A 25854-nucleotide genomic window follows, 5' to 3' on the forward strand; every position below is an offset into this window, starting at 1 on the left:
CCTCAGAACCCGGCGATCCGTGCGGTACGCAGCTGATGGCGCAGCTTCAGCACCTCAGGTTCCGCGAAGAACGCGTGCAACTGTCGCGCGCGGGTGATGCCAATGCCCGGTTCGGCTTGCCATTGCGCTACGCTTCTAGCGGCCAGAGTTTCCCAGTTCGCTTCTATATCCGCATCGCCGCTCGGCGGTAGACCGATGGCACGCAGCCAGACGCCAAACGGCCGTTCATGAGCCAACTGATAGCTGTTTACCAGGGCTTCGGCGCTGGTCTGGCCGATGCCCTGGATCTGCTGCAGGCGGGCTTCGTCGAAGTGCAGCCAGTCGAGCAATCCCGTCAATGCATTCGCTTCGACCAGCATTCTCCAGGTGCCTGGGCCGAGATTCGGCAGGTCCAGCCCGTGTTTGCCGCTCAACCAGGTGAGCCGCGCAACAAACTGTTGGTTGCAGCCGTGGCTCGCATGCCAGCAGCTCTGGGAATCGTAGTCGGCGCGGTTGGGTACCTCGATCTCCTGGCGTTGCCGTGTTCGCCAGATGACAGCGCTCAGTCGCGGAATCGTCAGTCCGGCGAGAGTGATCGCGACCTGATCGCCTGGCCGGATATCCTGTGCCTTCCATGTTTTGAGTGACCCGAGGCTGACGCGGGTGATGCGGCGGTCGTCTAGTTGAACCGGATCGAGCTGGAGGATTGGGGTAATCCGGCCGCTTCGGCCGATGTTGAAGTGCACCTGGCGAACCTGCGCCAACGCAGTGCGCAGTGGATATTTCCAAGCCGCTGCCCAATGCGGTGGCTGGGCTTGCCAGCGCGCGCCATCCGGTCGCCGGCCCTGGCGCAGCACCACGCCATCACTGGCGAAGGGCAGCGGATGGCGATACCAGTGGTCGCGCCACTGTTCGGCTTGTTGAGCGGTGGCAATAGGCTGGGTCAGCTCAGCACTTGCGTCGAAGCCTAGTGCGGCCAGACCATCCAGACGCGCCTGCATTCCTGCCGGACCATTAGGCCAATCCCAGACGAACAGGCCGATTTGCATCGCCGTTGTGTCGTCCAGCGCTTGGCGAGCCATCGCCCCGGCGACCTTTCCGCGCGCGCCGGCACCACCCGCTTCCGCCTGGACATGTGCGTCCTGACGCCAATAAAGCTCGCCCTGCAGAATTAGTTCGTTGCTGCTGGCCAGCTGCTGCGGAATCGCCGGCAATTGCCTGGCCTTGTCGGTCCAATCCTGACCGTGGCTACCATCGCCGCGGCTGATGGCCTGGATCAAATTCCCGTTCCGGTAATGCAAGGTCACCGCTACGCCATCGACTTTCGGCTGAATCCACAAGTCCTTGCGGGGCTCGATCCAGTCGCGCACCGCCGCCGCATCGGCAAGCTTCGTGAGTCCGGTCTGTGCGACCGGGTGCGCAACCGGTCCGGCGGTTCCTGCCAGCGGATCCGCAGCGTTCGAGGCGAGTTTCGGGAGGCACGCTTGCCATTGCCGGAGCCGTTGTCGCGACTGGTCATAGATCTCGTCGTCGACCAGCGAGACGCCACGGCGGTGGTAGGCGTCGTCCCAATCGGCCAGCTGCCGCTCGAGTCCGGCGATTTCCTCAGCGGCTCGATTATCGGGCCAGTCAGGGCAGTCGGCCAGGCTGGCGGAGGAAATTACACAGAAAAATAACGCGATCAGACGTTGCATGAGAGCATCCTTGCTCGTTTCGGTCGTTGCATTGTGCCCCGCTGCGCAAGGCGCGGCCGTGCACTAGCGCATGTTGGGCCGCTTCCGATTAGCTTTTTTCAGCCGGCAGCGCATGGAATGAACCATGGCGCAACGGGCAGCGGGACGTCGCCGGGCAGCCAGCGCAGACCCAGCCAGCTTGCAAAAAAGGCTTACCAACCAGGGCCAGTGGCGCAACATGACGAGCCTCATCTCGACCGAGCAACTACAATCGCGCATCCCTATTCCGGAGAGACGTCCCCCGTGCAATCTGTGATCTCCATCGAGCAGCTGAGCAAGACTTATGCGTCCGGGCATCCGGCGCTCAAACAGATCGACCTGCAGATCCGCAAGGGCGAAATCTTCGCCCTGCTCGGACCCAACGGCGCCGGCAAGACCACGCTGATCAGCATCATTTGCGGCATCGTCAATCCCGGCAGCGGGCGGGTTCTGGTCGATGGTTTTGACATCATCGGCGACTACCGCGAGGCCCGCTCGAAGATCGGCCTGGTGCCGCAGGAGCTGTTCAACGAGGGCTTCGAAAGTGTCTGGGCCACGGTGCGCTTTTCGCGTGGATTGTTCGGCAAAGCGCCCGATGATGCCTATCTGGAGAAACTGCTGCGCGATCTGTCGCTATGGGACAAAAAGGGCGCACGCATCATCGAGCTATCCGGGGGCATGAAGCGGCGGGTGATGATCGCCAAGGCGCTGTCTCACGAGCCGAACATTCTGTTTCTCGACGAGCCCACCGCCGGCGTCGATGTCGAGCTGCGCCGCGATATGTGGGAAATGGTGCGCGGCCTGCGCGAGCGTGGCGTGACGATCATTCTCACCACGCATTACATCGAAGAGGCCGAGGAGATGGCCGACCGCATCGGGGTGATCAGCAAGGGTGAAATCATCCTGGTCGAGGACAAGAAAGCGCTGATGCACAAGCTGGGCAAGAAGCAGCTGACCTTGCATCTACAACGGCCGTTGACGGAAATTCCTGCGGAACTGGCCGGTTATCCGCTGGAGCTGGGCGACGATGGCAATCAGCTGATCTTTACTTTCGATGCTCAGCACGAGGACACCGGCATCGCCGATCTGCTCAAGCGACTGGCTGAGCACGGCATCGATTTCAAAGATCTGCAATCGAGTCAGAGTTCGCTGGAGGAAATTTTCGTCAGTCTGGTAAAGGGCAGCCGCATATGAATTTCTACGCAATCCGGGCCATCTACCTGTTCGAACTGGCGCGCACATGGCGCACGCTGTTGCAGAGCATCGCCACCCCGGTTATTTCTACTTCGCTGTACTTCGTGGTGTTCGGCTCGGCTATTGGTTCGCGCATGGAGGCCATGCATGGCATCCCTTACGGCGCCTTCATCATTCCCGGTCTGGTCATGATGGCGCTGCTCACCGAGAGTATTTCCAATGCCTCGTTCGGCATCTATATGCCGCGTTACTCCGGCACCATCTACGAGGTGCTGTCGGCGCCGGTTTCCTATCTGGAGATCGTCATTGGCTATGTCGGCGCGGCAGCGACCAAGTCACTGGTGCTCGGCGTGGTGATTCTGCTAACGGCGCGGCTGTTCGTCGACTATGAGATTCAGCATCCGTTGATGATGACGCTGTTCCTCGTGCTGACGGCGGTGACCTTCTGCCTGTTCGGCTTCATCATCGGCATCTGGGCCGATGGTTGGGAGAAGCTGCAAATCGTCCCGTCGCTCATCGTCATGCCGTTGGCCTTTCTCGGTGGCAGCTTTTACTCCATCGAAATGCTGCCGCCGCTGTGGCAAAAGGTCACTTTATTCAATCCGGTGGTGTACCTGATCAGCGGTTTCCGCTGGAGCTTTTATGGCGTCTCCGACATCGGCGTTGGCATCAGTCTGGCGATGATCCTGGTCTTCCTGATGGCCTGTTTGGCGGCGGTTTGGTGGATCTTCCGGACGGGTTACCGGTTGAAGAACTGACCCGGTCCGGCCCTTTCTCCCGCGCTCCATGTAGCATGGAGGAGCATTTTTTATTTCGAGGCAAGCATGAAACTCGTTCCTTCTCTCGCCGTTCTGGCTGCTCTCAGCCTGGCGGCTGGCTCCGCCGCGGCCTTCAACCTCGGCGAGGCCGCCCGGGCAGTGTCAGGCATCAGCGGCAATGGCGCTACGCAGAGTAACTCTCAGGCGCAGGCGCTCAGCCTGATCGGTCAGCTTGACGAATTGAACGTCACACCTACGCAGGCCGTAGGCGGCAGCGGTGCGCTATTGCAGTTGGCGAAGCAGCAGCTGAGCAGCAACGATTACGCTCAGCTCGCCAAATCCGTACCCGGCATCGACAAGCTCACTGGCGACAGTGGGCTGGATCAGCTCGGACAACTGGGCGCGCTTACTGGCCTGCTAGGAAAGTCGGATACGACCGTCAATGCGCAGGCCGCCGCTGCGGTGGACGGCGTGCAGAATCTGGGCGACGTCAATCAGGCGTTCTCTGCGCTGGGCATGGATGCCGGCATGATCGGCCAGTTCGCGCCGCTGTTGCTGCAGTACCTAGGGAACCAGGGCGTGGGCGGTTCTCTGCTGCAGAGCTTGGGCGGCATCTGGGGCGTCGGCGGCGCCTGATTTCAATAGTCAGAAAAGAAGCCCCGTACGGCATAGCTAGCGGGGCTTTGCTCATTTTGCTGAGCGCGTGCTACCAGGATCCATAGGGGATGCCGTGTTTTTCGATGTAGGCTTTGGATTCAGGTTCTAACGGAAGTGCGTACTGACCGCCAGTTTTCCCCTGGGAAGGGCCCTTAGGCTCGATTTCCGCTTGGGCTCGTAGAACCTCAATGGGACCGCCGCAAGTACTCATCACCCAACCCTTGACCACGCCGCCTGGCGCTAGGCCTAGCGCCAGGGCATGGCGATATTCGCTGGTACGACAGGGCGGGTCGAGACGCTCGCTCATCAGTTGCCGCGCACGTTCAGGAATTTCGATGGTAATCCGGTAGGTTTGCGGTTCGGCGAGCGATTGCCAGCGCACGTAAATGCGCTTGGGCAAGTCGGAGCCGTTAACGTGGCGGCCCGCGCCCCAGCCAAGATTGCTGCGCCAGCCTGCGGCGTTTCCGCTGCCATCTGCTGGTTTGGCGATTGATGCAGTCCCACCACCCATCCGATAAAAGCGGTTGCCGTGGACATCTTCCACATCGGCAGTTTCCACCCAGACCTCCATATAGTCCGGAGCGAGAAAGCCCAGGCGCCAATAGGGGTAGGGCAGGCTGCCGGCGTACTGTTCGGGACTGGCGCAACCGAAGAGCATTAAAAACAGCAGACCAAGCAGTACCGATTTCATCGCTTCGCTCCTAGGGTATCGTCGTGGCGTACCCGACCATTTACGGCGGGGGCATTAACGAAGACTGTGTCCCACCTACCGCCGCCCTGTCCCATTGCGGCGTTCCAATTGGACGAGAGGTGGATATAGCGCTGACGAAGTAGACGTTCCTCATCCTCATTCAGCGAGCCGCTACCGTTCATGACCCGCGCTAACGACTTGTCGCAGATCGGTAGAAGCTCCTCTGGCACGTTCAGATCCTCTGTTACAGGTACATTCCTAAAAGGTACTTTCTCGCCAATTGCCAGCGCGTGCATTACACGCAAATACACCCGAGAAAGGTGCCCATACACCGTGCGCTCCAGATAGGGTGCGGCCATTACGTATTTCATCTGATCGGTACGCCCACCGCTGAAGGGCGGGAAATGCTCCCAGACATCGGTTTCCAGGCGGGCGGTTCTGTCCTGTGGGTCAAGCAAGTCGGCTTGGCGAGCAAGTTCGGTGTCATCCTGCGCCTGCTGATAGGCGGAGGTACGCAACGGGTTGGTGTCGCGGCTGACCCAGTCACGGCGCGGGCGAACGACATAAAGTCGTTCCACTGACTCGGGGGGATAACCACCACCTAGGTCCGAATGGGCACCAGGCAGCACGATTTCGCGGTGAGGAGGAGAGACTCGGTTGAGGGCAAAGTTGCGGCGATATTCGTCACGAGCCACCAAGTGCACAACCCGCCGGGCCGCATCGGGCGCTAAATAAAGATCGATGCCACCATTTGTGGCGTCGCTGGGATCGGCCCAGTCGTCCCAGCCGCCGATCGCCGCAACGGTATCGAATAGACCGATGAAATTGATGGTTACGCCGCGGCGCCAATCGAATCCTGGCCCAGGGGTGAGCTTCCCCTGACGTTGCAGCGCACCCAGTGGGCCCTGGGCGCGCTGCAATACCTGATTGGCGAAATGCCTAGCCGCTGCGGCGCCTCGGCTGAAACCGAATATATCCAGCTCCAAGGCTCCGATCACTGCACCCGGATTCGCTTGCTGAAAAGTATCCAGCGCCTGGGCGATGAGCGAGAAACATTCTTCGACCTTGGCTAACACGCCTGTGTCACCCCGCCCGAGCGCCTGCCCAGGAAATAACGTGTCCCTCTTGCCGGTCGTTGTGCCGATTCCCGTGACATAAACCCGAAGAATACTAGGCGTTTCGCCATCCTTTGGTGTCGGCTCATCACGGTACAGCTCATACAACCGCCAGATATTACTTACGTCATTGGCATAGCTGCTGTCCGGATCGAGATGGTGGGCTTCGCAGCGCTGGACGATTGCCTGCGCTTCCAGTTCGCCCAATCCGATATCCGAGGCGCGGCATTGAGCGCCGATGGCGCTGTTGCTGGCGTTGTTGCCGGTGCCGTCGAAAAACACGCCGATGCGCAGGGTGACGGCCTGGCGTTCGGTCAGTTCTTCCTCCTCTTCTTCCTCTTCGAGACCATGTGGGGCGAGAGCCCTGGACGCTTCTTGCCCACTGCGGGAGTCAAGGCGCGTTGTCTGCGGCGCCAACGCAGAGACGGCCACAGCCGTGGCGGCCGCAACTTGATCGTTGACCATTGGTTTAGGCGGGCTGAACGGCGCTGGCGTATGCGTATTGCCGATGATGACCGAGCCGGAACCGCCAACGATCACGTCGCCATGGACGCCAACGCTGCCCAGCGTGGCGGCTGGTTTGCCATTGATCAACACATTGGGAATGAGATTGCCCGACAGCGCGCTACCACAGCTGGTGGCGTCACCCAGGCGGGCGGCGGGTAGGCTGTCAAACAGTACGTCGGATGAGCCGCTGACGATGGGGTTGTTACCGTGCCCGGTCTTCGGGCAGGCGGTGGGATCGCCCAGGCGGGCGGCCGGTTTGCCGGACATGACCAATCTCCTTATCGGTATGCAGCCGGAACCTTGCCGCAAGAGCATGGCAAGCGTAAACGGTGCGCCGTTTTTTATGGGCTGGTTCGCAGGCTTTGAGCAGTTGCGCTAGAATTTGCACAGCACAAAAAAACCCGCGCAGCACATGACTGGCGGGGCTTTCTTGCAGTCTGAAGCTTGTCGCTGCTTTACAGCCCGGCAGCCGCTCGCAGGGCGTCGGCCTTGTCGGTCTTTTCCCAGGTGAAGGCGGTGAAGGTGTCGCCACCGACCGTCATTTCATAGGGCTCGCGACCGAAGTGGCCGTAGGCCGCGGTGGCCTTGTACATCGGATGCAGCAGGTCGAGCATGGTGGTGATCGCGTACGGGCGCAGATCGAAATGCTCGCGAACGAGCGCGACGATCTTCTCGTCGCTGAGCTTGCCGGTGCCGAAGGTGTTGATCGAGATCGAAGTCGGCTGCGCCACGCCGATGGCGTAGGACACCTGGATTTCGCAACGCTCGGCCAGGCCGGCGGCGACGATGTTTTTCGCCACATAACGGCCGGCGTAGGCGGCTGAACGGTCGACTTTGGACGGGTCTTTGCCGGAGAACGCGCCGCCGCCGTGACGAGCCATGCCGCCGTAAGTGTCGACGATGATCTTGCGGCCGGTCAGGCCACAGTCGCCCACCGGTCCGCCGATGATGAACTGGCCGGTCGGGTTGATGTGGAATTGGGTGTCCTTGTGCAGCAGTTCGGCCGGGATCACGTGCTTGACGATCAGCTCCATCACCGCTTCCTTGAGGTCGGAATGCTTGACCTCCGGATTGTGCTGGGTGGAAAGCACGATGGCGTCGATGCCGACGACCTTGCCGCCTTCATAACGGCAGGTGACCTGGCTCTTGGCATCCGGGCGCAGCCACGGCAACAGGCCGTTCTTGCGCGCTTCGGCCTGGCGCTCGACTAGCGCGTGGGAGAAGCGGATCGGGGCGGGCATCAATACGTCGGTTTCATTGCTGGCATAGCCGAACATCAGGCCCTGATCGCCAGCGCCCTGATCTTCTGGCTTGGAGCGATCCACGCCCTGGGCGATGTCCACCGACTGCTTGCCGATGATGTTGATGATGCCGCAGGTAGCGCCATCGAAGCCGACTTCCGAGCTGTTGTAGCCGATGTCGATGATGACGTCGCGCACCAGTTGCTCGAGATCGACCCAGGCGGTGGTGGACACTTCGCCGGCGACGATGGCGACGCCGGTCTTGACCAGGGTTTCACAGGCCACACGGGCGTGCTTGTCCTCGGCGATGATGGCGTCCAGCACCGCATCGGAGATCTGGTCGGCGATTTTGTCCGGGTGCCCTTCGGACACGGACTCGGAGGTGAAAATCGAATATTCGCTCATCTAACGGTTTCCTATTACCGGTGGGTGAGTCGGCTGTCAGCGGGTGGCCGGGAAAAGTACCGGGCCTGGATCTGAAAACCGTTCTTCAAGCCAATGTAGAGGCTCTCGCCGGGCGTGAGCCCCGCGGCATCGGCCCAACGGGCCAGATCGTCCTGTTCGAAGCCCAACCATAGGTCGCCGCAGGCCTCCCTGGCCCACCCCTGGTTGTGGCTGCACAGCTCGGTGACCAGCAGGCTGCCGCCTGCGTTCACCAGCCGCGCCAGTTGCTTCATCGCTTCACCCGGCGCCGCCAGATGATGCAGAACCATGTTCAGCACGACGCAATCGGCTGCAGGACATTCGTCCTGCAGCGCATCGGCAAGTTGCAGCTCGACGTTATCCAGTGTGTCCTGTTCGCAGCGCGTGCGTGCCAGTTCGAGCATCGCCGGGCTGTTGTCGATGGCGACCACCCGCGCGAAGCGGCGCGCCAGTTCGGGCAGAAAGCTGCCATCGCCCGGGCCGACTTCGAGCGCCGTCGCGCCGGGCGCGAAGCTCAGCGCATCGAGTAACGCCGCTACGCTATCGCGGTAGTGCGGCAGACCGGCGATCAGGTCCTGACGTGCCTGGAAGCTGTCGGCCATGCGCGCGAAGAAACCCTCGCTGGCGGCACTGCGTTGGGCATGCACCGCGGCGATCCGCGCCTGAACATCGACCGGCAGCGCAAGTTGGTCGAGTTCTTCGAGTAGCGCGGCGTGCAGCGTACCGCCGAGGCTGTCGCCTTGCGGTAGAGCGCGGCGATAAAAGATTGCATTGCCCTCGCGCCGAGTCGCCAGCAGCCCAGCCTGGGTCAGCACCTTGAGGTGGTGACTGATGCCGGATTGGCCGGTGGCGAAGATTTGCGCCAGTTCGAGCACGCCGAACGAATCGCTGGCCAACGCCCGCAATACGTTCAGGCGCAGCGCGTCGCCGCCGGCCTTGCACAGGGCGGCGAGCTGGTCGCTGTCGTCGAATGAAATCTGGGGGATGCGCAAGCTCATAGGCCGCGCAGTCTAGTCGGTGGTTTTTCGTCCAGCAATGGCTGTATCAAAAAGTTTTGATATTGGCTCGGGCCGGGGGAAGTCAATTCACCAGGCTGGTAACCCCCATTCCACAGGAGACCAGTCCGAGGCCCAGCAGGAAAAAGCTTGGCAACAGATCGAGTACTCGCTGCAGCCTCTCGTGGCTGGACAGGTGCCGCGATAACAGGCTGTAGGCGATCAGGATCGATACATCGACCAGCGCCCAGATGGCAATCAATGCCAAAGCCTGTGGAGCGAAGGGCTGCGCCGGAAGGATAAAGCCCGGTAGAAACGCGAGGAAGAACAGGATGTCCTTGGGGTTGGACAGGCCCACCGCCATGGCGCGCCAGAAATAGTGGGCTTCTGACCGAGGCAGGTTCGTATTTCCTTCTCCTCCGCCACACAGGCCGTCGGCACCGAGCCAGATCAGGTAGAGCCCACCGAGCACTTGGCCCCATTCGAGAATGACCGGCTCCAGGTCGAGTGCCAGGTAGATCAGTACCAGCGCGGCGACCAGCAGGAGCTGTGCGGAGATTACGCCGCCGAGAATGGTCCAGGCAGGCCAGCTGCGCCGAGCATCGGCAATGACCAGTGCGACGACCGGACCGGGGGAGGCGATCAGTAAGGCGACCGCGGCGGCAAAGGCGAGGTAGGTGGCATTCATAGTTCGGTTACCAGTTCGAAAATGCGCGACTGCTTGCCCAGTTTTTCGGTGTAAAAACGCAGGTTGCAGCTGGCGAAGGTGCGCTGCATCCAGCGGTCGCTGCCATCGAAGCGGGCGGTGAAAGGACTGCGCGCGTGCGCAGTACGGCGGTTGTCGATGATCAGCAGGTCGCCACGGGTGAGCCTGACCGGTTCAACCGCTTCCCAGGCGATGGCTCGCAGCTTGTCCAGTGCGCTTTGCGCGCGGTCGCTGTAGGCGATCATGAACTGCGGATCGAAACGAAAGAAGGGTGCGTCGGGGTCCCCGTACAGCACAGTCTGGTGCTTGTTGATATCGATGCGCTGGTTCTTTTCGGTCGCGCCGTAATCGGAGAGAAAGTTGTACGGTTCGTTGAGGAAGAATGCTTGCTGCTCATGATCCAGGCAGTCGAGAGTGCGATCGACCGAGGCGATATAGGTGATCGCCTCCGCCGCAGGATCCTGGCGCAGGCATAGCAGCAGTAAATAGTCTGGCTGGATCGAATGAAAGGCGTTCTCGGTGTGCAGGTCCAGCTCGGTATCGAAGCTATCGGATGTGGCAGCGCGAGATTGCGCCTGTTGCGGGAAGCAGTTGTTGACGATGCAGCCGCCGGATTCCTGCACATAGCCGATCGGCTCACCAAGCAGAGCGGTCGCTTGCAGCAGCAGCCGTTCGCTGCTGTCGTCAGGCTTGTGCAAATCGGCGCGAGAGGCGGGGGTTGGCGGTATTTCACCTATCGTGGTGTCTTCCAGCAACAGAAAACCCTGCTTGTTACCGAACAACTTGAAGTTCAGGATCTGCGCCATCTGTTCCTGACTCAGTCCTCCATTGCTGACGCTGGCGGACAAAAGCTGGTCAAAGTCGCGATTGGACATGTCATCCTTCCCTGAGCATTTCTACGAGGCACACGCCTCTTTCTTGTCGATGCCATCGCACTGCTGGCTCGGTTGCTGGCGCAGTATTGGTGGGGTTCGGAGGGTTGCAAAATGGAAAAAATGGCCGTCTGCGATGAGTTTTACTCATGCTGGAGCGAGGTGGCATGACGCTGCGGATGCCTCCGCTGTACGCGCTGCGTGCCTTCGAGGTCGCCGCACGCTTCGGCTCGTTCACTCAGGCTGCCGAGAGCCTCTGTATTACCCAGAGCGCAATCAGCCGGCACGTGAAAACTCTGGAAGAAAACCTTGGCTGCCAGCTCTTCGAGCGGCGCGGCTCAAAGCTGGCCCTGACCGACACAGGACGTATGCTGGCGCAGGAGCTCAAGGTGGGCTTTCGAACCATCGAAAACGCCTGTATCTCGGTCAATCGCCAGCAGAATGCACTTAGGCTGAAAGCACCTTCGACGTTGACCATGCGCTGGTTGCTGGGCGCGCTGGAAAATTTCCAGCTGGCCCACCCGCAAAACCGGGTGCAGCTCACCAGCGCCTGGATGGATCTGGATGCGGTGGACTTTCACAACGAGCCGTTCGATTGCGCGATTCTGCTCGGGCACGGCGGATTTCCAGCCGATTGGAACCGCGTGAAGCTGTTCGACGAGTGGCTGGTGCCCGTGTGTTCACCAGATATTTTCGGCGACGGGCGTTGGACCCCGGAGCATCTGGCCAGCGCCGAGCTGATCCACCCATCCCGCGATTGCCGCGATTGGCGGCGCTGGCTGCAGCGGGTCGGGCTCATCGATGTGATTGCCTGGCAGCAGGGCAAGCTGTTCGACACACTGGAGCTCGGCATTTCCGCTGCGGCCCAAGGCCATGGCGTTTCCATCGGTGATCTGGCATTGGTCGGCACCGAGCTGCACAAGGGCACGCTGGTGCTGCCATTCGAACAGGCGGTGCGCTCCGGCGACAGCTACTACCTGGTCTGGCCGGCGTCCGGCGAAACCCCGAGTACGCTCACTCGGATGAAGGATTACCTGCTGCAGCGTCTACCGGATATCGGCAACCGTGGCGTAAGCCTGCTCGACTAAGCGGGTCGGAGCGGCAGATCGCCACGTTATTCAATCATTGCCCCGCCACCCGCGGTAGGGGAAAATGGCGGCCTTTTTCTTCCCTCTTCGTTTCAGAACAGCCCCGCAGGAGATCAGCGATGCCCAGCCGTCGTGAGCGAGCCAATGCCATCCGCGCCCTCAGCATGGATGCCGTGCAGAAAGCCAACAGCGGCCACCCGGGTGCCCCGATGGGCATGGCGGACATCGCCGAAGTACTCTGGCGCGACCACCTCAAGCACAGTCCGACCAACCCGCTGTGGGCCGACCGTGACCGCTTCGTGCTGTCCAACGGCCACGGCTCGATGTTGATTTACTCCCTGCTGCATCTGACCGGTTACGACTTGTCCATTGATGATCTGAAGAACTTCCGCCAGCTGCACAGCAAGACCCCGGGGCACCCCGAGCTCGGCTATACCCCAGGCGTCGAGACCACCACCGGCCCGTTGGGTCAGGGCCTGGCCAACGCCGTCGGCTTCGCCGTGGCCGAGAAAATCATGGCCGCGCAGTTCAACCGCCCCGGCCATGATGTCGTCGACCACAACACCTACGTGTTCCTTGGCGACGGCTGCATGATGGAAGGTATTTCCCATGAAGTCTGCTCGCTGGCCGGCACTCTGGGCCTGAACAAGCTGACCGCGTTCTACGACGACAACGGCATCTCCATCGATGGCGAAGTGCACGGCTGGTTCACCGACGACACCCCGCGCCGCTTCGAGGCCTACGGCTGGCAGGTGATCCGCAATGTCGACGGCCACGACGCCGACGAGATCCAGATTGCCATCGACACCGCGCGCAAGAGCGATCGTCCGACGTTGATCTGCTGCAAAACCATCATCGGCTTCGGCTCGCCGAACAAGCAGGGCAAGGAGGAATCTCACGGTGCCGCCCTCGGTGACGCTGAAATCGCGCTGACTCGTGAAGCGCTGGGCTGGGCTCATGGTCCGTTTGAAGTTCCGGCCGATATCTACGCCGAGTGGGATGCGAAGCAGAAAGGCGCCGACGCCGAAAACGAGTGGAACAAGCGCTTCGCTGCCTACCAGGCTGAATTCCCGACGCTGGCTTCCGAGTTCAAGCGCCGCATGGCGGGTGAACTGCCAGAAGATTTCGCCGAAAAAGCCTCCGAGTTCATCCGCGAAGTGGCGACCAAAGGCGAAACCATCGCCAGCCGCAAAGCCAGCCAGAATTGCCTGAATGCCTTCGGTCCGCTGTTGCCGGAACTGCTCGGCGGCTCCGCTGATCTGGCCGGGTCCAACCTGACGCTATGGAAGGGCTGCAAGCCAGTGGTTGCCGAGGATGCTTCCGGTAATTACATGTACTACGGCGTGCGGGAATTCGGCATGAGCGCCATCATGAACGGTGTCGCCCTGCACGGCGGCCTGATCCCCTACGGCGCGACTTTCCTGATGTTCATGGAATATGCACGCAACGCCGTGCGCATGTCCGCATTGATGAAACAGCGCGTGCTTTATGTCTTCACCCACGATTCCATCGGCCTCGGCGAAGACGGCCCGACGCATCAGCCAGTCGAGCAGCTGACGGCCCTGCGCAGTACGCCGAACCTGGACACCTGGCGGCCGGCCGATACGGTTGAATCTGCGGTGGCCTGGAAGCACGCGGTCGAGCGCAAGGATGGTCCGAGCGCACTGATCTTCTCGCGGCAGAACCTGCCGTATCACATCCGCGACAACGAGACCGAAGCCTCGATCTCCAAAGGCGGCTATGTCCTCAAGAACTGCGTGGGTGAGCCGGAACTGATCCTCATCGCTACCGGTTCGGAAGTCGGTCTGGCCGTGCAGGCCTATGACAAGTTGACCGCGCAGGGCCGCAACGTGCGTGTGGTTTCCATGCCTTGCACCAGTGTGTTCGACGCCCAGGATGCCGCGTACAAACAGGCCGTGCTGCCGGTTGAAGTCGGCGCGCGGATTGCCGTCGAAGCGGCGCATGCTGATTATTGGTACAAGTACGTCGGTCTCGACGGCCGGATCATCGGCATGACCACCTACGGCGAGTCGGCCCCGGCGGGCCAGCTGTTCGAGCATTTCGGCTTCACCGTCGACAACATCCTTGCGGTGGCTGAGGAGCTGTTGGAAGACTGATTCCAGCTGCTAATAGGTTGGTCCTCCAATTGGTAGGAGCGAGCTTGCTCGCGAACGCGCCATAAATGCTTCGTGAGCAAGAACTATGTGTCCCACTCGCTCCTACGAGACAGCGGAAGCTTTATGTCCAATCGACCCTATCGCATCGCCCTTAATGGATACGGCCGTATCGGCCGCTGCGTATTGCGCGCCTTTTACGAGCGTAACGCGGCCTTTAACTTCGAAATCGTTGCCCTCAACGATTTGGCCGACATGGCCAGCCTCGAATACCTCACCCGCTTCGACTCTACTCATGGCCGTTTCCCTGGCGAGGTCAGGGTCGAGGGCGATTGTCTGCACCTCAACGGTCATTGCGTGAAGGTGCTGCGCGAATCGACACCGGAGGGCATCGACTGGCGCGCGCTGGGGGTGGACCTGGTGCTGGAGTGTTCCGGCGTCTACAACACCCGTGCCGGTGGTCAGCGCTTCATCGACGCCGGCGCGCCGCGGGTACTGTTCTCGCAGCCGATGTCCGGCGCTGCGGACGTCGATGCGACCGTGGTGATGGGTATCAACCACGACCAGCTAAGCGGTGCCGAGCAGCTGGTTTCCAACGCTTCCTGCACCACCAACTGCGGTGTGCCATTGCTCAAGCTGCTCAATGACGCGGTTGGCCTCGACTACGTATCCATCACCACCATTCACTCGGCGATGAACGATCAGCCGGTGATCGACGCCTACCACCACGACGATCTGCGCCGCACGCGCTCGGCGTTCCAGTCGGTAATTCCGGTGTCGACCGGCCTGGCGCGCGGCATCGAGCGGCTGCTGCCGGAACTCTCGGGACGGATTCAGGCCAAAGCGGTGCGGGTGCCTACGGTGAACGTGTCTTGCCTGGATATCACGCTGCAGACATCCCGCGATACCGATGCGCAGACAATCAACCGGATACTGCGTGAAGCCGCCGAAGGCGGGCCTCTGAAGGGTTTGCTCGCGTATACCGAGCTGCCCCATGCCAGCTGCGATTTCAACCACGATCCGCATTCGGCGATCGTCGATGGCAGCCTTACGCGAGTTTCCGGGCCGCGGCTGGTGAATCTGCTGGCTTGGTTCGATAACGAATGGGGCTTCGCCAACCGCATGCTCGACGTGGCCGAACACTATCTGCGAGTTGCCCACCGCGCTTAGCCGGACGCACCAACGAATCGCCGTTCTTGAACTTAAGGAAGATCACATGACCGTTTTGAAGATGACCGACCTCGACCTCCAGGGTAAGCGCGTGCTGATCCGTGAGGATCTCAACGTGCCGGTAAAGGATGGCGCGGTGAAAAGCGATGCACGCATCCTGGCCTCCTTGCCGACCATCAAACTGGCGCTGGAGAAGGGCGCCGCGGTATTGGTCTGCTCGCACTTGGGCCGTCCGGAAGAGGGCGTCTACAGCGAGGAAGACAGCCTCAAGCCGGTCGCCGATTACCTGAGCAAGGCGCTCGATCGCGACGTGCCGCTGGTCAAGGATTACCTCGAAGGCGTGCCGGTGCAGGCTGGTGAGCTGGTGCTGCTGGAGAACGTGCGCTTCAACAAGGGCGAAAAGAAGAACTCCGACGAACTGGCGCAGAAATATGCCGCGCTGTGCGACGTCTTCGTTATGGACGCCTTCGGCACCGCGCACCGCGCTCAAGGCTCGACCCACGGCGTCGCCAAATTCGCCAAAGTCGCCTGTGCCGGCCCTTTGTTGGCTGCCGAACTCGATGCACTGGGCAAAGCTCTGAAGAGCCCGGCCAAGCCGATGGCGGCCATTGTCGCCGGCTCCAAGGTGTCGACCAAGCTGGACGTACTGAACAGCCTGAGCCAGGTTTGCGATCAGTTGATCGTCGGTGGCGGCATCGCCAACACCTTCCTCGCCGCTGCCGGTTTCCCGGTCGGCAAGTCGCTGTATGAAGCTGATCTGGTCGATACCGCCAAGGCCATCGCGGCCAAGGTCAGCGTGCCTCTGCCGGTTGACGTGGTGGTGGCCAAGGCCTTTGCCGAGGACGCCGAGGCCACGGTAAAAGCCGTTGCCGATGTGTCCGACGATGACATGATTCTCGACATCGGCCCGCAGACGGCCGCCAATTTCGCCGAACTGCTGAAGTCGTCGAAGACCATCCTCTGGAACGGTCCGGTCGGCGTGTTCGAATTCGATCAGTTCGGAAACGGCACCAAGGTGCTGGCAAAGGCGATCGCAGATAGCCCGGCATTCTCCATCGCGGGCGGCGGCGATACCCTGGCGGCCATCGACAAGTACGGTGTCGGCGAGCAGATCTCCTACATTTCCACTGGCGGCGGTGCCTTCCTCGAATTCGTCGAAGGCAAGGTGCTGCCTGCCGTCGAGGTGCTTGAGCAGCGCGCGGGCTGAACCCGCGCGTTTACAAGCGCAACGGTAAAAGGCAACCCCTGGGATTTACTGCTGTCTCTGTTCTGTCTGAATGAGGAATGGAGACTCACCATGCGCTACGCCGTTATTGCTGTTTGCTGCCTGGGGCTGGCCGGTTGCGCTGGCGGCTCGCCGGATTCGCTCTGCGAAGTGATTGATCCGCCGCCAGCCGCAAGTCCCACAACGCAGAATGATCAGCGGGTTGAGATGCAAAGCACCGGCGACCCCACTGCGGGCACCGCGGCTGACGCTCAGGATTGCTCCTGATACGAACCCGTCAAAGCCAAGGAGAAGGAATGAAAGGCCTATTGATCCTGATCGCCATAGCGCTGCTAAGCGGCTGCGGCCACTGGCAATCCGGTCCCGATGCACCCTTTGTACGCTGGAAATGCCAGAGCCAGCAGAACATCGCCTGGCGCTATGCGGATGCGAATCATCAGGCAGTCGAGCTGAAGATCGGCAATAGCGAAGAGGTTCATCGCCTGCGCAGGGAACCTGCCACCCAAGGCGCTTTCTATAGCGATGGTGTTCTGGCGTTTCATAACAAAGGCCCTGAGGCGCTGGTGTATAGGCTTGCCGATGACAAGCTGCTGGCCCACGGCTGCAGCGCATCGCTGATCTCGATTTGAGACATCACCGCCAGCACGACGGGTTTGTCTGCCTTTTCGCCATGCATAGTGGCTTTTAGTCTCTGCACTACTACAATGCCGCGCCATACCGCGCGGTGCTTGAACACCGCCTGCCCTGCGGCAGGCTTTACATGATTAATCGACCCTAACCGGGAGAAAGGAAAACATGGCACTCATCAGCATGCGCCAGATGCTCGACCACGCCGCCGAATTCGGCTATGGCGTGCCGGCCTTCAACGTGAACAACCTCGAGCAGATGCGAGCCATCATGGAAGCGGCCGACAAGACCGACTCCCCGGTGATCGTCCAGGCTTCGGCCGGCGCGCGCAAATACGCCGGCGCGCCGTTCCTGCGCCACTTGATCCTCGCTGCGGTGGAAGAGTTTCCGCATATTCCCGTAGTCATGCATCAGGATCACGGTACTAGCCCGGACATCTGCCAGCGCTCGATTCAGCTGGGCTTCAGCTCGGTAATGATGGATGGCTCGCTGCGCGAAGACGGCAAGACGCCGTCCGATTACGAATACAACGTCCGCGTCACCCAGCAGACCGTTGCCTTCGCCCACGCCTGTGGCGTATCGGTGGAAGGTGAGTTGGGGTGCCTGGGTAGCCTGGAAACCGGCATGGCCGGTGAAGAAGACGGCGTTGGCGCGGAAGGCACGCTGGATCACAGTCAGCTGCTGACCGATCCGGAAGAAGCTGCCGACTTCGTCGCCAAGACCAAGGTCGACGCCCTGGCGATCGCCATCGGCACCAGCCACGGCGCCTACAAGTTCACCAAGCCGCCGACCGGCGATACCCTGTCGATCCAGCGCATCAAGGAAATCCACCAGCGCATTCCGGATACCCATCTGGTCATGCACGGTTCTTCCTCGGTCCCGCAGGAGTGGCTGAAAATCATCAACGAGTACGGCGGCGACATCAAGGAAACCTACGGCGTGCCGGTCGAGGAGATCGTCGAAGGCATCAAGTACGGCGTGCGCAAGGTCAACATCGACACCGACCTGCGTCTGGCGTCCACCGGTGCGATTCGCGAATTCATGGCTAAGAACCCCAGCGAGTTCGACCCGCGCAAGTATCTGGCGAAGACCGTAACGGCCATGCGCGACATCTGCATCGCGCGTTATGAAGCCTTCGGCACCGCCGGCAATGCCTCCAAGATCAAGCCGATTTCCTTGGAAGGTATGTTTGAGCGCTATGCGCGCGGCGAGTTGGACCCCAAGGTCAACTGAATCCTCACCGCAAAAACGAGCCCGCCCTGTGCGGGCTCGTTGCGTTATTGAAGTTAGAAAAATTCGGGTTTGCTGTGAGCAGTAGCGCCGCTCAGGCCAGCAAACGCTGGATCTGGCTGCGCAGGGTATCCAGCGAAAAGGGTTTGGCGAGGATCGGGGCGGAGCGAGCAATGGCGCTTCCGGACTCGTAAATCTCGATCGGATACCCACTGATGAAAATGACTTTCAGCTCTGGCCGCAACTTCAATGCTGGCTCGGCGATCATTACCCCGGAAACACCATCGGGCAGCCTGAAGTCGGTCACCAGCAAGTCAAGCTGCGGCTTGGTCGCCAATATTTCGAAGGCCTGGACGGAATCCGACGCTTCTAAGACCTCGTAGCCTTCGCCGGCCAGATAATCAGACAAGAGGCAAAGAATGTGGGGTTCGTCCTCAACAAGCAGAACGACGTTGGCAGGTGTTTGGCTCATCAGAGCGATTCTCGATGTTTTATATGAACGTATTGCGTCGGCCCGGCACCACTTGGCTCTGGGACAGCACTTTGGAACGCGGTGGCTCTATGCAAGTTCAGGGATGCGCGGCCATCCGTCAATTGCTTGTTGATATTTGTGTCGTTAGCGGCTCGCGCTTGAATTGGCAATCGCGTCCAGCCTGGCTCGCCTACGCTTTCAATGGCCTGCTAGGCTCGGGGCTGTTAATTCTGGGAGCCCACCATGCCTGACGAAAATGCCCGTGCCATCGCCGACCTGACCTTGGACGACTACCGCAACAATGCCGAGGCGTTCCGCGACGGCACTCGCGATCATGATGTCAGCCAGAATATCGATGCCCTGCTGCGACACATTCGCGGCGAGCCTCCATTCCGGATTCTCGATCTGGGCTGCGGTCCAGGACGTGATCTCAAAGCATTTACCGCACGCGGCCATATTGCCGTCGGGCTGGACGGTGCCGAGCCGTTCGTGCGCATGGCGAGCGCCGAGACCGGCTGCGAGGTGCTGCATCAGGACTTTCTGCAGTTGGATCTGCCAGGCGAAGCGTTCGACGGCATCTTCGCCAATGCGGTGCTGTTCCATCTTCCCAGTCGTGAAATTGCCGCTGTGCTACTGAAGCTGCATGCCGCGCTTCGCCCCGGTGGTGTGCTGTTCAGCTCCAATCCGCGTGGCAACAACCAGGAAGGGTGGAGCGGCGCACGCTATGGCAGCTGGTACGACTGGCCGACTTGGTGCGGGTTGCTGCAGTCGGTCGGATTCGCTGAACTCGAGCATTATTACCGGCCGACAGGTTTGCCGCGCGAGCAACAGCCCTGGCTCGCCAGTGTCTGGCGGAAGACGTGAGCTGCGGACAACAGCAGGCAGTGGTTGTTTCGTCAGGGCAACGCAGAATGCATGCCGAAAGCGGTGTCGTCATGCGTTTTGCATGCACGCAAAACGCTATTATGTGACGCAAGTCACTGAATTGAGTTGCTTTATTTTTCTACTCCGGTTGGCATGAAGAGTGCTCTACCTCTGGATGCTGGAACATAACCGGAGTACACAATAATGATCGTTGCTGAAAAAATTCTCGCTGCCGCGTTTCCTGAGTTTGAAGTAGTCACCAATCCTCGCCCGGATGGCGGGCTTCTGCTGACGCTGCGCAATGATGATCGGGACATCATCAGGCGTGCCCTGTCCAAAGGACAAACCCAGACCAACGTTCAGCTGGAATGGGTCATCAGCTCGGTCCGCCGTGACCTGGCGCTAGAGGCTGGCATGTCGCCTGCCATCGCGCGGTTGCAGAGCCAGAGCCGCACCGGACTGCCGACGTACCAGTACGCCTAAGGTCGAACGGCAGGCGTGCCGTTGCAGCCTGCCGACTTCGAGAGCTGCGCGATTCAGCGCAGACGATCCGACCGGGCCAAAGAGCCTGGCTGCTTCGCAAAACCTGATGAAAGCCATGAGGAATCCTGCATGAACGCCATTGACCTGTTGATCGACGATCACGAGAAAGTGAAGGACATACTGACGCGCTTGACCGAAAGCACTGAGCGCGCCGTCAAGGCCCGCACCGAGCTGCTGCAGAAGCTGGAAATGGAAGTCACCATTCATACCCAGCTCGAAGAGCAGATTCTTTATCCCGCCTACAAGGAAGCGGGCGACAAGGAAGACGTGAAGATGTACTACGAGGCCAAGGAGGAGCACCGCGCGGTGGACTCCCTGGTACTGCCTGATCTCAAAGCCACAGACCCTGCGAGTCTGGAATTCTCCGGTCGCGCCAAGGTTTGCAAGGAGCTGCTCGAACATCACATCGAGGAAGAGGAATCGGAAATGTTCCCCAAGGCACGCGAGCTGTTCGACAAGGCTCGGCTGGAAGAAATGGGCGAACAGATGGCCGAACTGAGGGATCGCCTGAAGAAAGAATTCAACGCTAGTCGGGCAGCCTGATCGTTCATTTCCAGAACCGCCAGGCACCGCTTGGCGGCTGGGCCGGGTAGTGTCAGCTGCGCGTGGCACTCTCTGTTCCGTACAGGGTCAATTTTCAGAGGATTTTAGGATCCGAATTTTGCCGACGCTCCCGTCGGCTTCATTACTGGAGGTTTACCCATGCGTCTTGCTTATCTATCTGCCCCGATTCTAGGCCTGCTGCTGGTTGGTTGCGGCGCGGATGAAGACCCAGAACGAGAGGTGACACCACCGCAGCCCACCACCGAGCAGCCTGCAGCACCGTCGACCGGTATGCCTCCGTCTGGCACTGGCACAGGCACAGGCACAGGCACAGGCACAGGCGCCGGTACGGGAGCAGGCCCAGGCACCACGGGTACCGGTACTGGCGCTGGTGTCGAGTCTGGCAGCGGAACCGGCATGGGCACAGGCGCTACGGGCGATATGAACACAGCGCCGGCTGACAACGGCAGCGGCATGGGCACCGAATCGGGTGCCGGCACCGCGCCGAACACCACGGGTAGCGGCACTGGCGCGGCGCAGTAAACGATACCTGACAATCATGGGCGCTCGTTCTGGTTTACGAAGCGCCCGCTGCAGGAGAACAGCATGAAGTCGAAATTCATCACGCTCGTGGTCGCTGCGCCGGTCTCGCTGTTGCTTGTCGCATGCTCGCCTGACGACGAGCCGTCGGCGCTGGATAACGTCAGTGAAAACCAGCAGGAATATCAAAACACCGCTACCGATCCGGCCGGGCCGCGTGAGGTTTCGCCGCCGTCGAACCTGTCCAACGAATAAGGCGCCATACCGGCGGGCGGCCCTATCAGACGTATTGCGCCGCGGCGTAACCGGACGCCCAGGCCCACTGGAAATTGAAGCCGCCCAGGTGACCTGTGACATCGAGCACTTCGCCGATAAAGTACAGTCCCGGTGATTTCTGCGATTCCATGGTCTTCGACGACACCTCGCACGTATCCACGCCACCCAGCGTCACTTCCGCGGTGCGATAGCCTTCGGTTCCCGCAGGAATCAGCCGCCAATTACTCAGCCGTTCCGCAATTTCTTCGAGTTCCGCCGGACTGTATTGCTTCAGCGGTCTGGACACGAACCAGTGTTCGGCCAGCAGCCCCGCCATCTTGCGTGTGAACAGCTCACCGAGGAGCGTTTTCAACTCGGTATTGGGCCGTTCATGCCGTTGCTCATTCAGCCACTCGACAAGGTCCAGGTGCGGTAGCAAGTTAATCTCGATGGCATCGCCCGGCTGCCAGTACGAGGAAACCTGCAAGACCGCCGGGCCAGAAAGACCGCGATGGGTGAAGAGGATGTTTTCGCGAAAGCGCTGGCCGTTGCAGCTCACCAGACAGTCCTCCACCGACGTGCCGGACAGCTCTTCGCACATCCCCTTGAGCTGCGGCTCGGTGATGGTGAAGGGCACCAGGCCGGCACGCGTCGGCAGCACCGTGTGGCCGAATTGGCGCGCAAGCTGGTAGCCGAAACCGCTGGCACCGAGCGTTGGGATCGACAGACCGCCCGTGGCGATCACCAGCGACTGACAGATGATTTCGCCAGCGCTGCCAAGCAGCACATAACCGTCTTCGGATCGCTCGACCGACTGCACCACCGTGTTCAGACGAAGGTCGACACCGGCCTGTTGGCATTCGTCCGACAGCATGCCGAGGATGTCGCTGGCCTTGTTGTCGCAGAACAGCTGGCCGAGTTTCTTCTCGTGGTACGGCACGCCGTGGCGGCCGACCATTTCGATGAAATCCCACTGGGTATAGCGAGCCAGTGCCGACTTGCAAAAATGCGGATTGGCGGAAAGGAAGTTTTCGGGTTCGGTGTACATGTTGGTGAAATTGCAGCGTCCGCCGCCGGACATGAGGATCTTTTTGCCGGCCTTGTTGGCATGGTCGAGCAGCAGCACCCGGCGACCTCGCGCGGCGGCCGTGAAGGCGCACATCAAGCCCGCTGCACCTGCGCCTATCACCACTACATCCGTCCGCACCACAGCTCACCTCGATCTGAAAACGCGGCATGTTACTCCGCCAGCCAAGCGCGCGCAGGGTTGCCCGACGGCAGACGATGGGACCGGCGCTTTGACTCGGCCCGTTTTGTGCTTTGCTGAAGGTGGATGGATGCCTGGCTATGGATTGGAACGAGACAGAATTAGTGAAATGGATACGGCTTTTGCTGCTGATGGCACTGACGATCAGCACCACGACCAGCGCCGAGGTGTTGCGCCTGGCTGGCAATGTCTGGCCACCCTATACGGATCAGCGCTTGCCCGGTGGGGGGGTGTCGGTAGAGCTCATCCGCACGGCGCTTGGCCGGGCGGGTTACCAGGTGGACTACATCGAGGTGCCTTGGGCGCGAGCTGTGCTGGGCCTCAAACGTGGCAGCTACGACATGCTCAACGTCTGGCCCAGCACACATCACGCAGCCTACGCCCGCTACACGCGGGCATTCCTGAGCAACCGCGTGCGCTGGGTTCAGCGGCGCGACAGCTGCATTGTTTATCGCGGTCTGGAAAGCCTGGTGCCGTATCGAATTGCCCTTCTGCGCGGTTACGCCTTCAGCGATGCGCTGGAGAACGATGCTCGGCTCCACAAGGGTTACGCTGCCAACTTCGTTCAGGCTGCGAGGATGCTTACCGCGGGGCGTGTCGACCTGACGCTGGAAGATGAGCGCACGGCGCAGTTTCACTTCGCCAGAGAGCTCAAGGACGTGCACGATGCCTATCGGTTCGTGCCAGGCGAGTTCAGCCTGCTAGACCTTTCGCTGGTGGTCCGCGATGACCATCCGCAGCAGGCTGCGATCATCGCTGCGTTCGACCGCGAGATCGCGGCGATGGTCAAGGACGGCTCCTATGCCGAAATCTTTCGCCGCCATGGGCTACCAGCGCCCGAGTCTTTGCCTCAGCCCTGAGGCGCGACCTGGCGAATCAGGTGGCTGACCATGCTGCGCAACGGTGCCAGCTGGCGGCAGATCAAGCCCAGCTGCGTCTGCAGCAGGCGGTGGCTGTCATCCGAATCTTCGGATGCTTGCTCGAGCTGCTGCGCAAGGGCTTCTTCCTCTTCGCTGTACACCGCCACGGATTGATTGTTCTGCAGCGCCGTCGCCAGTTCGTCGAGGCTGATGGCCAGTTTCTGCGCCGCGCTTTCGAGCATCTCGTCACGGGCGTCGTTCGGCAGGCTTTCGCGATGCGCGCCCAGGCCCGAGAGGTAATTGAGCAACGTGTGAGAAAGGATCAGGAAGCGAAAGCCGGTCTCGGCGTCCTTGCGGAAATGTCCGGGCTCCAGAAGCATATTCGACAAGGTGGTCGAGAGCGCCGCATCGGCATTATGGGCGTTGCGTCGAGCCAGTCGGTAGGCGAGGTCGTCGCGCTTGCCGCTCTCGTACTGATGCATGATCTGGCGCAAATAGTCGGCGCTGCGGCTGAGCGTATTGGCGACCACCTGATTGAGTCGGCGACCCTGCCAGTCTGGAAGGATAAGAAATACCGCGGCAGCAGCGATCAGGCTACCCAGCAGGGTATCGACCAAGCGCGGCCAGATCAGCCCATATCCGTCACCGACCTGGTTGAAGCAGAACAGCACCAGCAGCGTGATCGCCGCGGTCGCCAAGGTGTAACGACTGCTACGAGTAGCGAAGAACACGACGCCGGCGATCACGGCGAACAAGGCCTGCATCTGCTGGCTCGGGAACAGGTCGAACAGCGCCCAGCCCACCACCAATCCGAGCGCGGTGCCGGTCACCCGCTGCACCAGCTTGATCCGCGTCGCGCCGTAATTCGGCTGGCAGACGAAGACGGTCGTCAGCAGCACCCAATAACCCTGTTCCGGGTGAATCGCATGCAGCACGGCATAGCCGCAGATCAGCGCCAGACTCATGCGCAGGGCATGGCGGAACAGCAGGGAAGTCGGTGTCAGCTGCAGGCGGATACGGCTCACGGCGTCGCGCAGCGATTGTGGCTGGCGATCCAGCAAACTGCTGTCCTGCTCGCCTTCCAACGCATCGGGGTTGCTGGCGCTGGCGAGCTGGCGTTGCATGGTCGTCAGGTTGCCCGACAGGGCGCGCAACGAGCGCAGCAGACCGCGCCAGGCGGGGTTGCTCTGCAGGCGCAAGTGGTCGAGTGAGGCTTCCAGATCCGCCAGCGCCTGGGCGTTGGCTTCGCTGTAGCGGAAGGGCTGGCGCAATTGAATGGCATTGGCCAGCTCGGCACAGGCCACACCCTGCAATCTCAACAGCCGTCCGCAGCGGAACAGCACGTCGCTGTGGAAGAACGCTTCGGCCAGCGCCTGATAAGGGTAATGCGAGGAGCTGACGCGCTCATGCAAATCCTGAGCGAGGAAATAGAGCTTGAGGTAGTGGCTGATTTTCACGCCGGGACGACCATTGCCGAGGCGGTGCAGGAGGGTTTCTTTAGTGGCGTTCAATGCGCTGACCACCCGGCCATTCTGTTGCGCCAGTTGCAGACGGCGCTCCTCCACATCGAGTTGGCGCACCGGCTCGAACAAAGCCGCCTTGAGCTTGAAGTACTGTCCCAGTTCGCGATACAGGCGGGCCAGGCTCTGTTGCACCGGCTGGTGCGCGAACAACGCATTCCACAACACCGACAGCAGCCCGTACCAGGTCGCGCCGGCGAGCAGCAGCAGAGGATCGCGCCAGGGATAGAGCGCCGCGCCGCCGCGTTGGTCGGCAGCGATCATGCTGTAGATGGAAAGGATCAGCGTGGCCTGGGCGATGGTCGCGTAGCGTTCGCCCAGCGCACCGAGCATCACCAGGCCAAACGCGGCGCCGGCCATGCCGAAGGCGAACAGCAGCGGATTGGGAAACAGCAATTGCACCGAGGCGGCCGCAACGCTGAAACACAGAAGGGTAACCAGCAACGCCGAAAGCCGGCCGAGCCAGCTGTCGTCGGTCTCCGCCAGGGCGCTGGCAATCACACCGAGAAACAACGGAATCGCCATCGAAGGCTGCCCGAGGGACCAGCTCAGGCCCATGCTGCCGGCCAGCGCGATCAGCACGCGCAGGCTGTAGCCGAACTTCTCCAGTGCCCAAAGGCGGCGCAGGGATTGGCTGAGCGATGGTGAACGCATACGGCATTTCGACCTGGCTGTAAGAGGTAATT

General features: G+C 61.0%; 26 protein-coding genes. 16 read left to right on the forward strand and 10 right to left on the reverse strand.

The features are described 5' to 3' along the window. Positions 1-2: 2 nt before the first annotated feature. Entirely contained in the window at positions 3-1673 is a 1671-nt protein-coding gene (gene ligB / locus AC2LD7_RS05245) for an NAD-dependent DNA ligase LigB (protein WP_484596794.1), read from the reverse strand. Between the two features lie 282 nt (positions 1674-1955). Here ligB and AC2LD7_RS05250 point away from each other — a divergent pair, with 282 nt between their 5' ends. The 3 genes from AC2LD7_RS05250 to AC2LD7_RS05260 all read left to right on the forward strand — a co-directional run bounded on the left by AC2LD7_RS05250 (position 1956) and on the right by AC2LD7_RS05260 (position 4279). Then, the gene (locus AC2LD7_RS05250; RefSeq protein WP_484596795.1) at positions 1956-2885 is read left to right on the forward strand and encodes an ABC transporter ATP-binding protein; all 930 of its coding nucleotides are present in this window, start codon (positions 1956-1958) and stop codon (positions 2883-2885) included. After that, positions 2882-3643, forward strand: a complete 762-nt coding sequence (locus AC2LD7_RS05255; RefSeq protein WP_484596796.1) for an ABC transporter permease — start codon at positions 2882-2884, stop codon at positions 3641-3643. The genes AC2LD7_RS05250 and AC2LD7_RS05255 overlap by 4 nt, the downstream gene beginning before the upstream one ends. A 66-nt stretch (positions 3644-3709) precedes the next feature. Continuing rightward, entirely contained in the window at positions 3710-4279 is a 570-nt protein-coding gene (locus tag AC2LD7_RS05260; protein ID WP_484596797.1) for a DUF2780 domain-containing protein, read from the forward strand. 70 nt (positions 4280-4349) lie between these two features. On the opposite strand, the gene AC2LD7_RS05265 is transcribed toward AC2LD7_RS05260, so the two are convergent. From AC2LD7_RS05265 to AC2LD7_RS05290, 6 genes are all read right to left on the reverse strand, one after another. Beyond that, positions 4350-4991, reverse strand: coding sequence for a DUF2931 family protein (locus tag AC2LD7_RS05265; RefSeq protein ID WP_484596798.1), 642 nt, complete (start codon positions 4989-4991; stop codon positions 4350-4352). Next, the gene (locus tag AC2LD7_RS05270; RefSeq protein WP_484596799.1) at positions 4988-6880 is read right to left on the reverse strand and encodes a PAAR domain-containing protein; all 1893 of its coding nucleotides are present in this window, start codon (positions 6878-6880) and stop codon (positions 4988-4990) included. The genes AC2LD7_RS05265 and AC2LD7_RS05270 overlap by 4 nt, the downstream gene beginning before the upstream one ends. A 188-nt stretch (positions 6881-7068) precedes the next feature. Continuing rightward, entirely contained in the window at positions 7069-8259 is a 1191-nt protein-coding gene (gene metK / locus AC2LD7_RS05275) for a methionine adenosyltransferase (protein ID WP_484596800.1), read from the reverse strand. Positions 8260-8273: 14 nt separating this feature from the next. Further along, positions 8274-9275, reverse strand: a complete 1002-nt coding sequence (locus tag AC2LD7_RS05280; RefSeq protein ID WP_484596801.1) for an ArsR/SmtB family transcription factor — start codon at positions 9273-9275, stop codon at positions 8274-8276. A gap of 82 nt (positions 9276-9357) precedes the next feature. Then, positions 9358-9960, reverse strand: coding sequence for a LysE family translocator (locus AC2LD7_RS05285; protein WP_255977787.1), 603 nt, complete (start codon positions 9958-9960; stop codon positions 9358-9360). Then, positions 9957-10853: a TauD/TfdA family dioxygenase gene (locus AC2LD7_RS05290; RefSeq protein WP_484596802.1), complete on the reverse strand. Its 897-nt coding sequence runs from the start codon at positions 10851-10853 to the stop codon at positions 9957-9959. The genes AC2LD7_RS05285 and AC2LD7_RS05290 overlap by 4 nt, the downstream gene beginning before the upstream one ends. Positions 10854-11017: 164 nt before the next feature. Here AC2LD7_RS05290 and AC2LD7_RS05295 point away from each other — a divergent pair, with 164 nt between their 5' ends. The 7 genes from AC2LD7_RS05295 to fba all read left to right on the forward strand — a co-directional run bounded on the left by AC2LD7_RS05295 (position 11018) and on the right by fba (position 18307). Further along, a complete protein-coding gene (locus AC2LD7_RS05295; protein WP_408101901.1) occupies positions 11018-11938 on the forward strand; it encodes a LysR substrate-binding domain-containing protein in 921 nt (306 codons plus the stop codon). Between the two features lie 119 nt (positions 11939-12057). Next, the gene (tkt, locus tag AC2LD7_RS05300) at positions 12058-14055 is read left to right on the forward strand and encodes a transketolase (protein WP_484596803.1); all 1998 of its coding nucleotides are present in this window, start codon (positions 12058-12060) and stop codon (positions 14053-14055) included. Positions 14056-14178: 123 nt separating this feature from the next. Continuing rightward, a complete protein-coding gene (epd, locus tag AC2LD7_RS05305; protein WP_484596804.1) occupies positions 14179-15222 on the forward strand; it encodes an erythrose-4-phosphate dehydrogenase in 1044 nt (347 codons plus the stop codon). A 46-nt stretch (positions 15223-15268) separates the two neighbouring features. Then, on the forward strand, positions 15269-16429 hold the full coding sequence (locus tag AC2LD7_RS05310) for a phosphoglycerate kinase (protein WP_484596805.1): 1161 nt from the start codon (positions 15269-15271) through the stop codon (positions 16427-16429). A 90-nt stretch (positions 16430-16519) separates the two neighbouring features. Further along, positions 16520-16714 carry a hypothetical protein gene (locus tag AC2LD7_RS05315; RefSeq protein WP_484596806.1) on the forward strand — a complete coding sequence of 65 codons (195 nt, stop codon included), beginning with the start codon at positions 16520-16522 and terminating at the stop codon, positions 16712-16714. A gap of 29 nt (positions 16715-16743) precedes the next feature. Further along, positions 16744-17076 (forward strand): MliC family protein, encoded by a 333-nt coding sequence (locus AC2LD7_RS05320; RefSeq protein ID WP_484596807.1) that lies wholly within the window; start codon positions 16744-16746, stop codon positions 17074-17076. A 166-nt stretch (positions 17077-17242) separates the two neighbouring features. Then, positions 17243-18307 carry a class II fructose-bisphosphate aldolase gene (fba, locus tag AC2LD7_RS05325; protein WP_484596808.1) on the forward strand — a complete coding sequence of 355 codons (1065 nt, stop codon included), beginning with the start codon at positions 17243-17245 and terminating at the stop codon, positions 18305-18307. 91 nt (positions 18308-18398) lie between these two features. Here fba and AC2LD7_RS05330 read toward each other — a convergent pair whose 3' ends face one another. Continuing rightward, entirely contained in the window at positions 18399-18776 is a 378-nt protein-coding gene (locus AC2LD7_RS05330) for a response regulator (protein ID WP_484596809.1), read from the reverse strand. Between the two features lie 243 nt (positions 18777-19019). Here AC2LD7_RS05330 and AC2LD7_RS05335 point away from each other — a divergent pair, with 243 nt between their 5' ends. From AC2LD7_RS05335 to AC2LD7_RS05355, 5 genes are all read left to right on the forward strand, one after another. Continuing rightward, on the forward strand, positions 19020-19640 hold the full coding sequence (locus tag AC2LD7_RS05335; protein WP_484596810.1) for a class I SAM-dependent methyltransferase: 621 nt from the start codon (positions 19020-19022) through the stop codon (positions 19638-19640). Between the two features lie 204 nt (positions 19641-19844). Further along, positions 19845-20123 carry a DUF3509 domain-containing protein gene (locus tag AC2LD7_RS05340; protein WP_484596811.1) on the forward strand — a complete coding sequence of 93 codons (279 nt, stop codon included), beginning with the start codon at positions 19845-19847 and terminating at the stop codon, positions 20121-20123. Between the two features lie 129 nt (positions 20124-20252). Continuing rightward, on the forward strand, positions 20253-20726 hold the full coding sequence (locus AC2LD7_RS05345; protein ID WP_484596812.1) for a PA2171 family ribosome-binding persister protein: 474 nt from the start codon (positions 20253-20255) through the stop codon (positions 20724-20726). 159 nt (positions 20727-20885) lie between these two features. Further along, positions 20886-21269 carry a hypothetical protein gene (locus tag AC2LD7_RS05350; RefSeq protein ID WP_484596813.1) on the forward strand — a complete coding sequence of 128 codons (384 nt, stop codon included), beginning with the start codon at positions 20886-20888 and terminating at the stop codon, positions 21267-21269. 63 nt (positions 21270-21332) lie between these two features. Next, positions 21333-21521, forward strand: a complete 189-nt coding sequence (locus AC2LD7_RS05355; RefSeq protein ID WP_484596814.1) for a hypothetical protein — start codon at positions 21333-21335, stop codon at positions 21519-21521. A gap of 25 nt (positions 21522-21546) precedes the next feature. Here the strand turns inward: AC2LD7_RS05355 and AC2LD7_RS05360 are convergent, their stop codons facing one another. Then, on the reverse strand, positions 21547-22731 hold the full coding sequence (locus tag AC2LD7_RS05360) for a BaiN/RdsA family NAD(P)/FAD-dependent oxidoreductase (protein WP_484596815.1): 1185 nt from the start codon (positions 22729-22731) through the stop codon (positions 21547-21549). A 137-nt stretch (positions 22732-22868) separates the two neighbouring features. On the opposite strand from AC2LD7_RS05360, the gene AC2LD7_RS05365 reads away from it, so the two are divergent. Continuing rightward, complete coding sequence (locus AC2LD7_RS05365; RefSeq protein WP_484596816.1) at positions 22869-23648, forward strand: substrate-binding periplasmic protein; 780 nt, start codon at positions 22869-22871, stop codon at positions 23646-23648. On the opposite strand, the gene yccS is transcribed toward AC2LD7_RS05365, so the two are convergent. Beyond that, entirely contained in the window at positions 23639-25822 is a 2184-nt protein-coding gene (yccS, locus tag AC2LD7_RS05370) for a YccS family putative transporter (RefSeq protein WP_484596817.1), read from the reverse strand. The genes AC2LD7_RS05365 and yccS overlap by 10 nt on opposite strands. Positions 25823-25854 lie beyond the last annotated feature (32 nt).

Source organism: Stutzerimonas sp., from assembly GCF_982611455.1.

Coding starts and splice junctions, on each gene's coding strand:
- ligB (WP_484596794.1), bottom strand. CDS start 1,673: ATGCAACGTCTGATCGCGTTATTTTTCTGTGTAATTTCCTCCGCCAGC.
- AC2LD7_RS05255 (WP_484596796.1), top strand. CDS start 2,882: ATGAATTTCTACGCAATCCGGGCCATCTACCTGTTCGAACTGGCGCGC.
- AC2LD7_RS05260 (WP_484596797.1), top strand. CDS start 3,710: ATGAAACTCGTTCCTTCTCTCGCCGTTCTGGCTGCTCTCAGCCTGGCG.
- AC2LD7_RS05265 (WP_484596798.1), bottom strand. CDS start 4,991: ATGAAATCGGTACTGCTTGGTCTGCTGTTTTTAATGCTCTTCGGTTGC.
- AC2LD7_RS05270 (WP_484596799.1), bottom strand. CDS start 6,880: ATGTCCGGCAAACCGGCCGCCCGCCTGGGCGATCCCACCGCCTGCCCG.
- metK (WP_484596800.1), bottom strand. CDS start 8,259: ATGAGCGAATATTCGATTTTCACCTCCGAGTCCGTGTCCGAAGGGCAC.
- AC2LD7_RS05280 (WP_484596801.1), bottom strand. CDS start 9,275: ATGAGCTTGCGCATCCCCCAGATTTCATTCGACGACAGCGACCAGCTC.
- AC2LD7_RS05285 (WP_255977787.1), bottom strand. CDS start 9,960: ATGAATGCCACCTACCTCGCCTTTGCCGCCGCGGTCGCCTTACTGATC.
- AC2LD7_RS05290 (WP_484596802.1), bottom strand. CDS start 10,853: ATGTCCAATCGCGACTTTGACCAGCTTTTGTCCGCCAGCGTCAGCAAT.
- AC2LD7_RS05295 (WP_408101901.1), top strand. CDS start 11,018: ATGACGCTGCGGATGCCTCCGCTGTACGCGCTGCGTGCCTTCGAGGTC.
- tkt (WP_484596803.1), top strand. CDS start 12,058: ATGCCCAGCCGTCGTGAGCGAGCCAATGCCATCCGCGCCCTCAGCATG.
- epd (WP_484596804.1), top strand. CDS start 14,179: ATGTCCAATCGACCCTATCGCATCGCCCTTAATGGATACGGCCGTATC.
- AC2LD7_RS05310 (WP_484596805.1), top strand. CDS start 15,269: ATGACCGTTTTGAAGATGACCGACCTCGACCTCCAGGGTAAGCGCGTG.
- AC2LD7_RS05315 (WP_484596806.1), top strand. CDS start 16,520: ATGCGCTACGCCGTTATTGCTGTTTGCTGCCTGGGGCTGGCCGGTTGC.
- AC2LD7_RS05320 (WP_484596807.1), top strand. CDS start 16,744: ATGAAAGGCCTATTGATCCTGATCGCCATAGCGCTGCTAAGCGGCTGC.
- fba (WP_484596808.1), top strand. CDS start 17,243: ATGGCACTCATCAGCATGCGCCAGATGCTCGACCACGCCGCCGAATTC.
- AC2LD7_RS05330 (WP_484596809.1), bottom strand. CDS start 18,776: ATGAGCCAAACACCTGCCAACGTCGTTCTGCTTGTTGAGGACGAACCC.
- AC2LD7_RS05335 (WP_484596810.1), top strand. CDS start 19,020: ATGCCTGACGAAAATGCCCGTGCCATCGCCGACCTGACCTTGGACGAC.
- AC2LD7_RS05340 (WP_484596811.1), top strand. CDS start 19,845: ATGATCGTTGCTGAAAAAATTCTCGCTGCCGCGTTTCCTGAGTTTGAA.
- AC2LD7_RS05345 (WP_484596812.1), top strand. CDS start 20,253: ATGAACGCCATTGACCTGTTGATCGACGATCACGAGAAAGTGAAGGAC.
- AC2LD7_RS05350 (WP_484596813.1), top strand. CDS start 20,886: ATGCGTCTTGCTTATCTATCTGCCCCGATTCTAGGCCTGCTGCTGGTT.
- AC2LD7_RS05355 (WP_484596814.1), top strand. CDS start 21,333: ATGAAGTCGAAATTCATCACGCTCGTGGTCGCTGCGCCGGTCTCGCTG.
- AC2LD7_RS05365 (WP_484596816.1), top strand. CDS start 22,869: ATGGATTGGAACGAGACAGAATTAGTGAAATGGATACGGCTTTTGCTG.
- yccS (WP_484596817.1), bottom strand. CDS start 25,822: ATGCGTTCACCATCGCTCAGCCAATCCCTGCGCCGCCTTTGGGCACTG.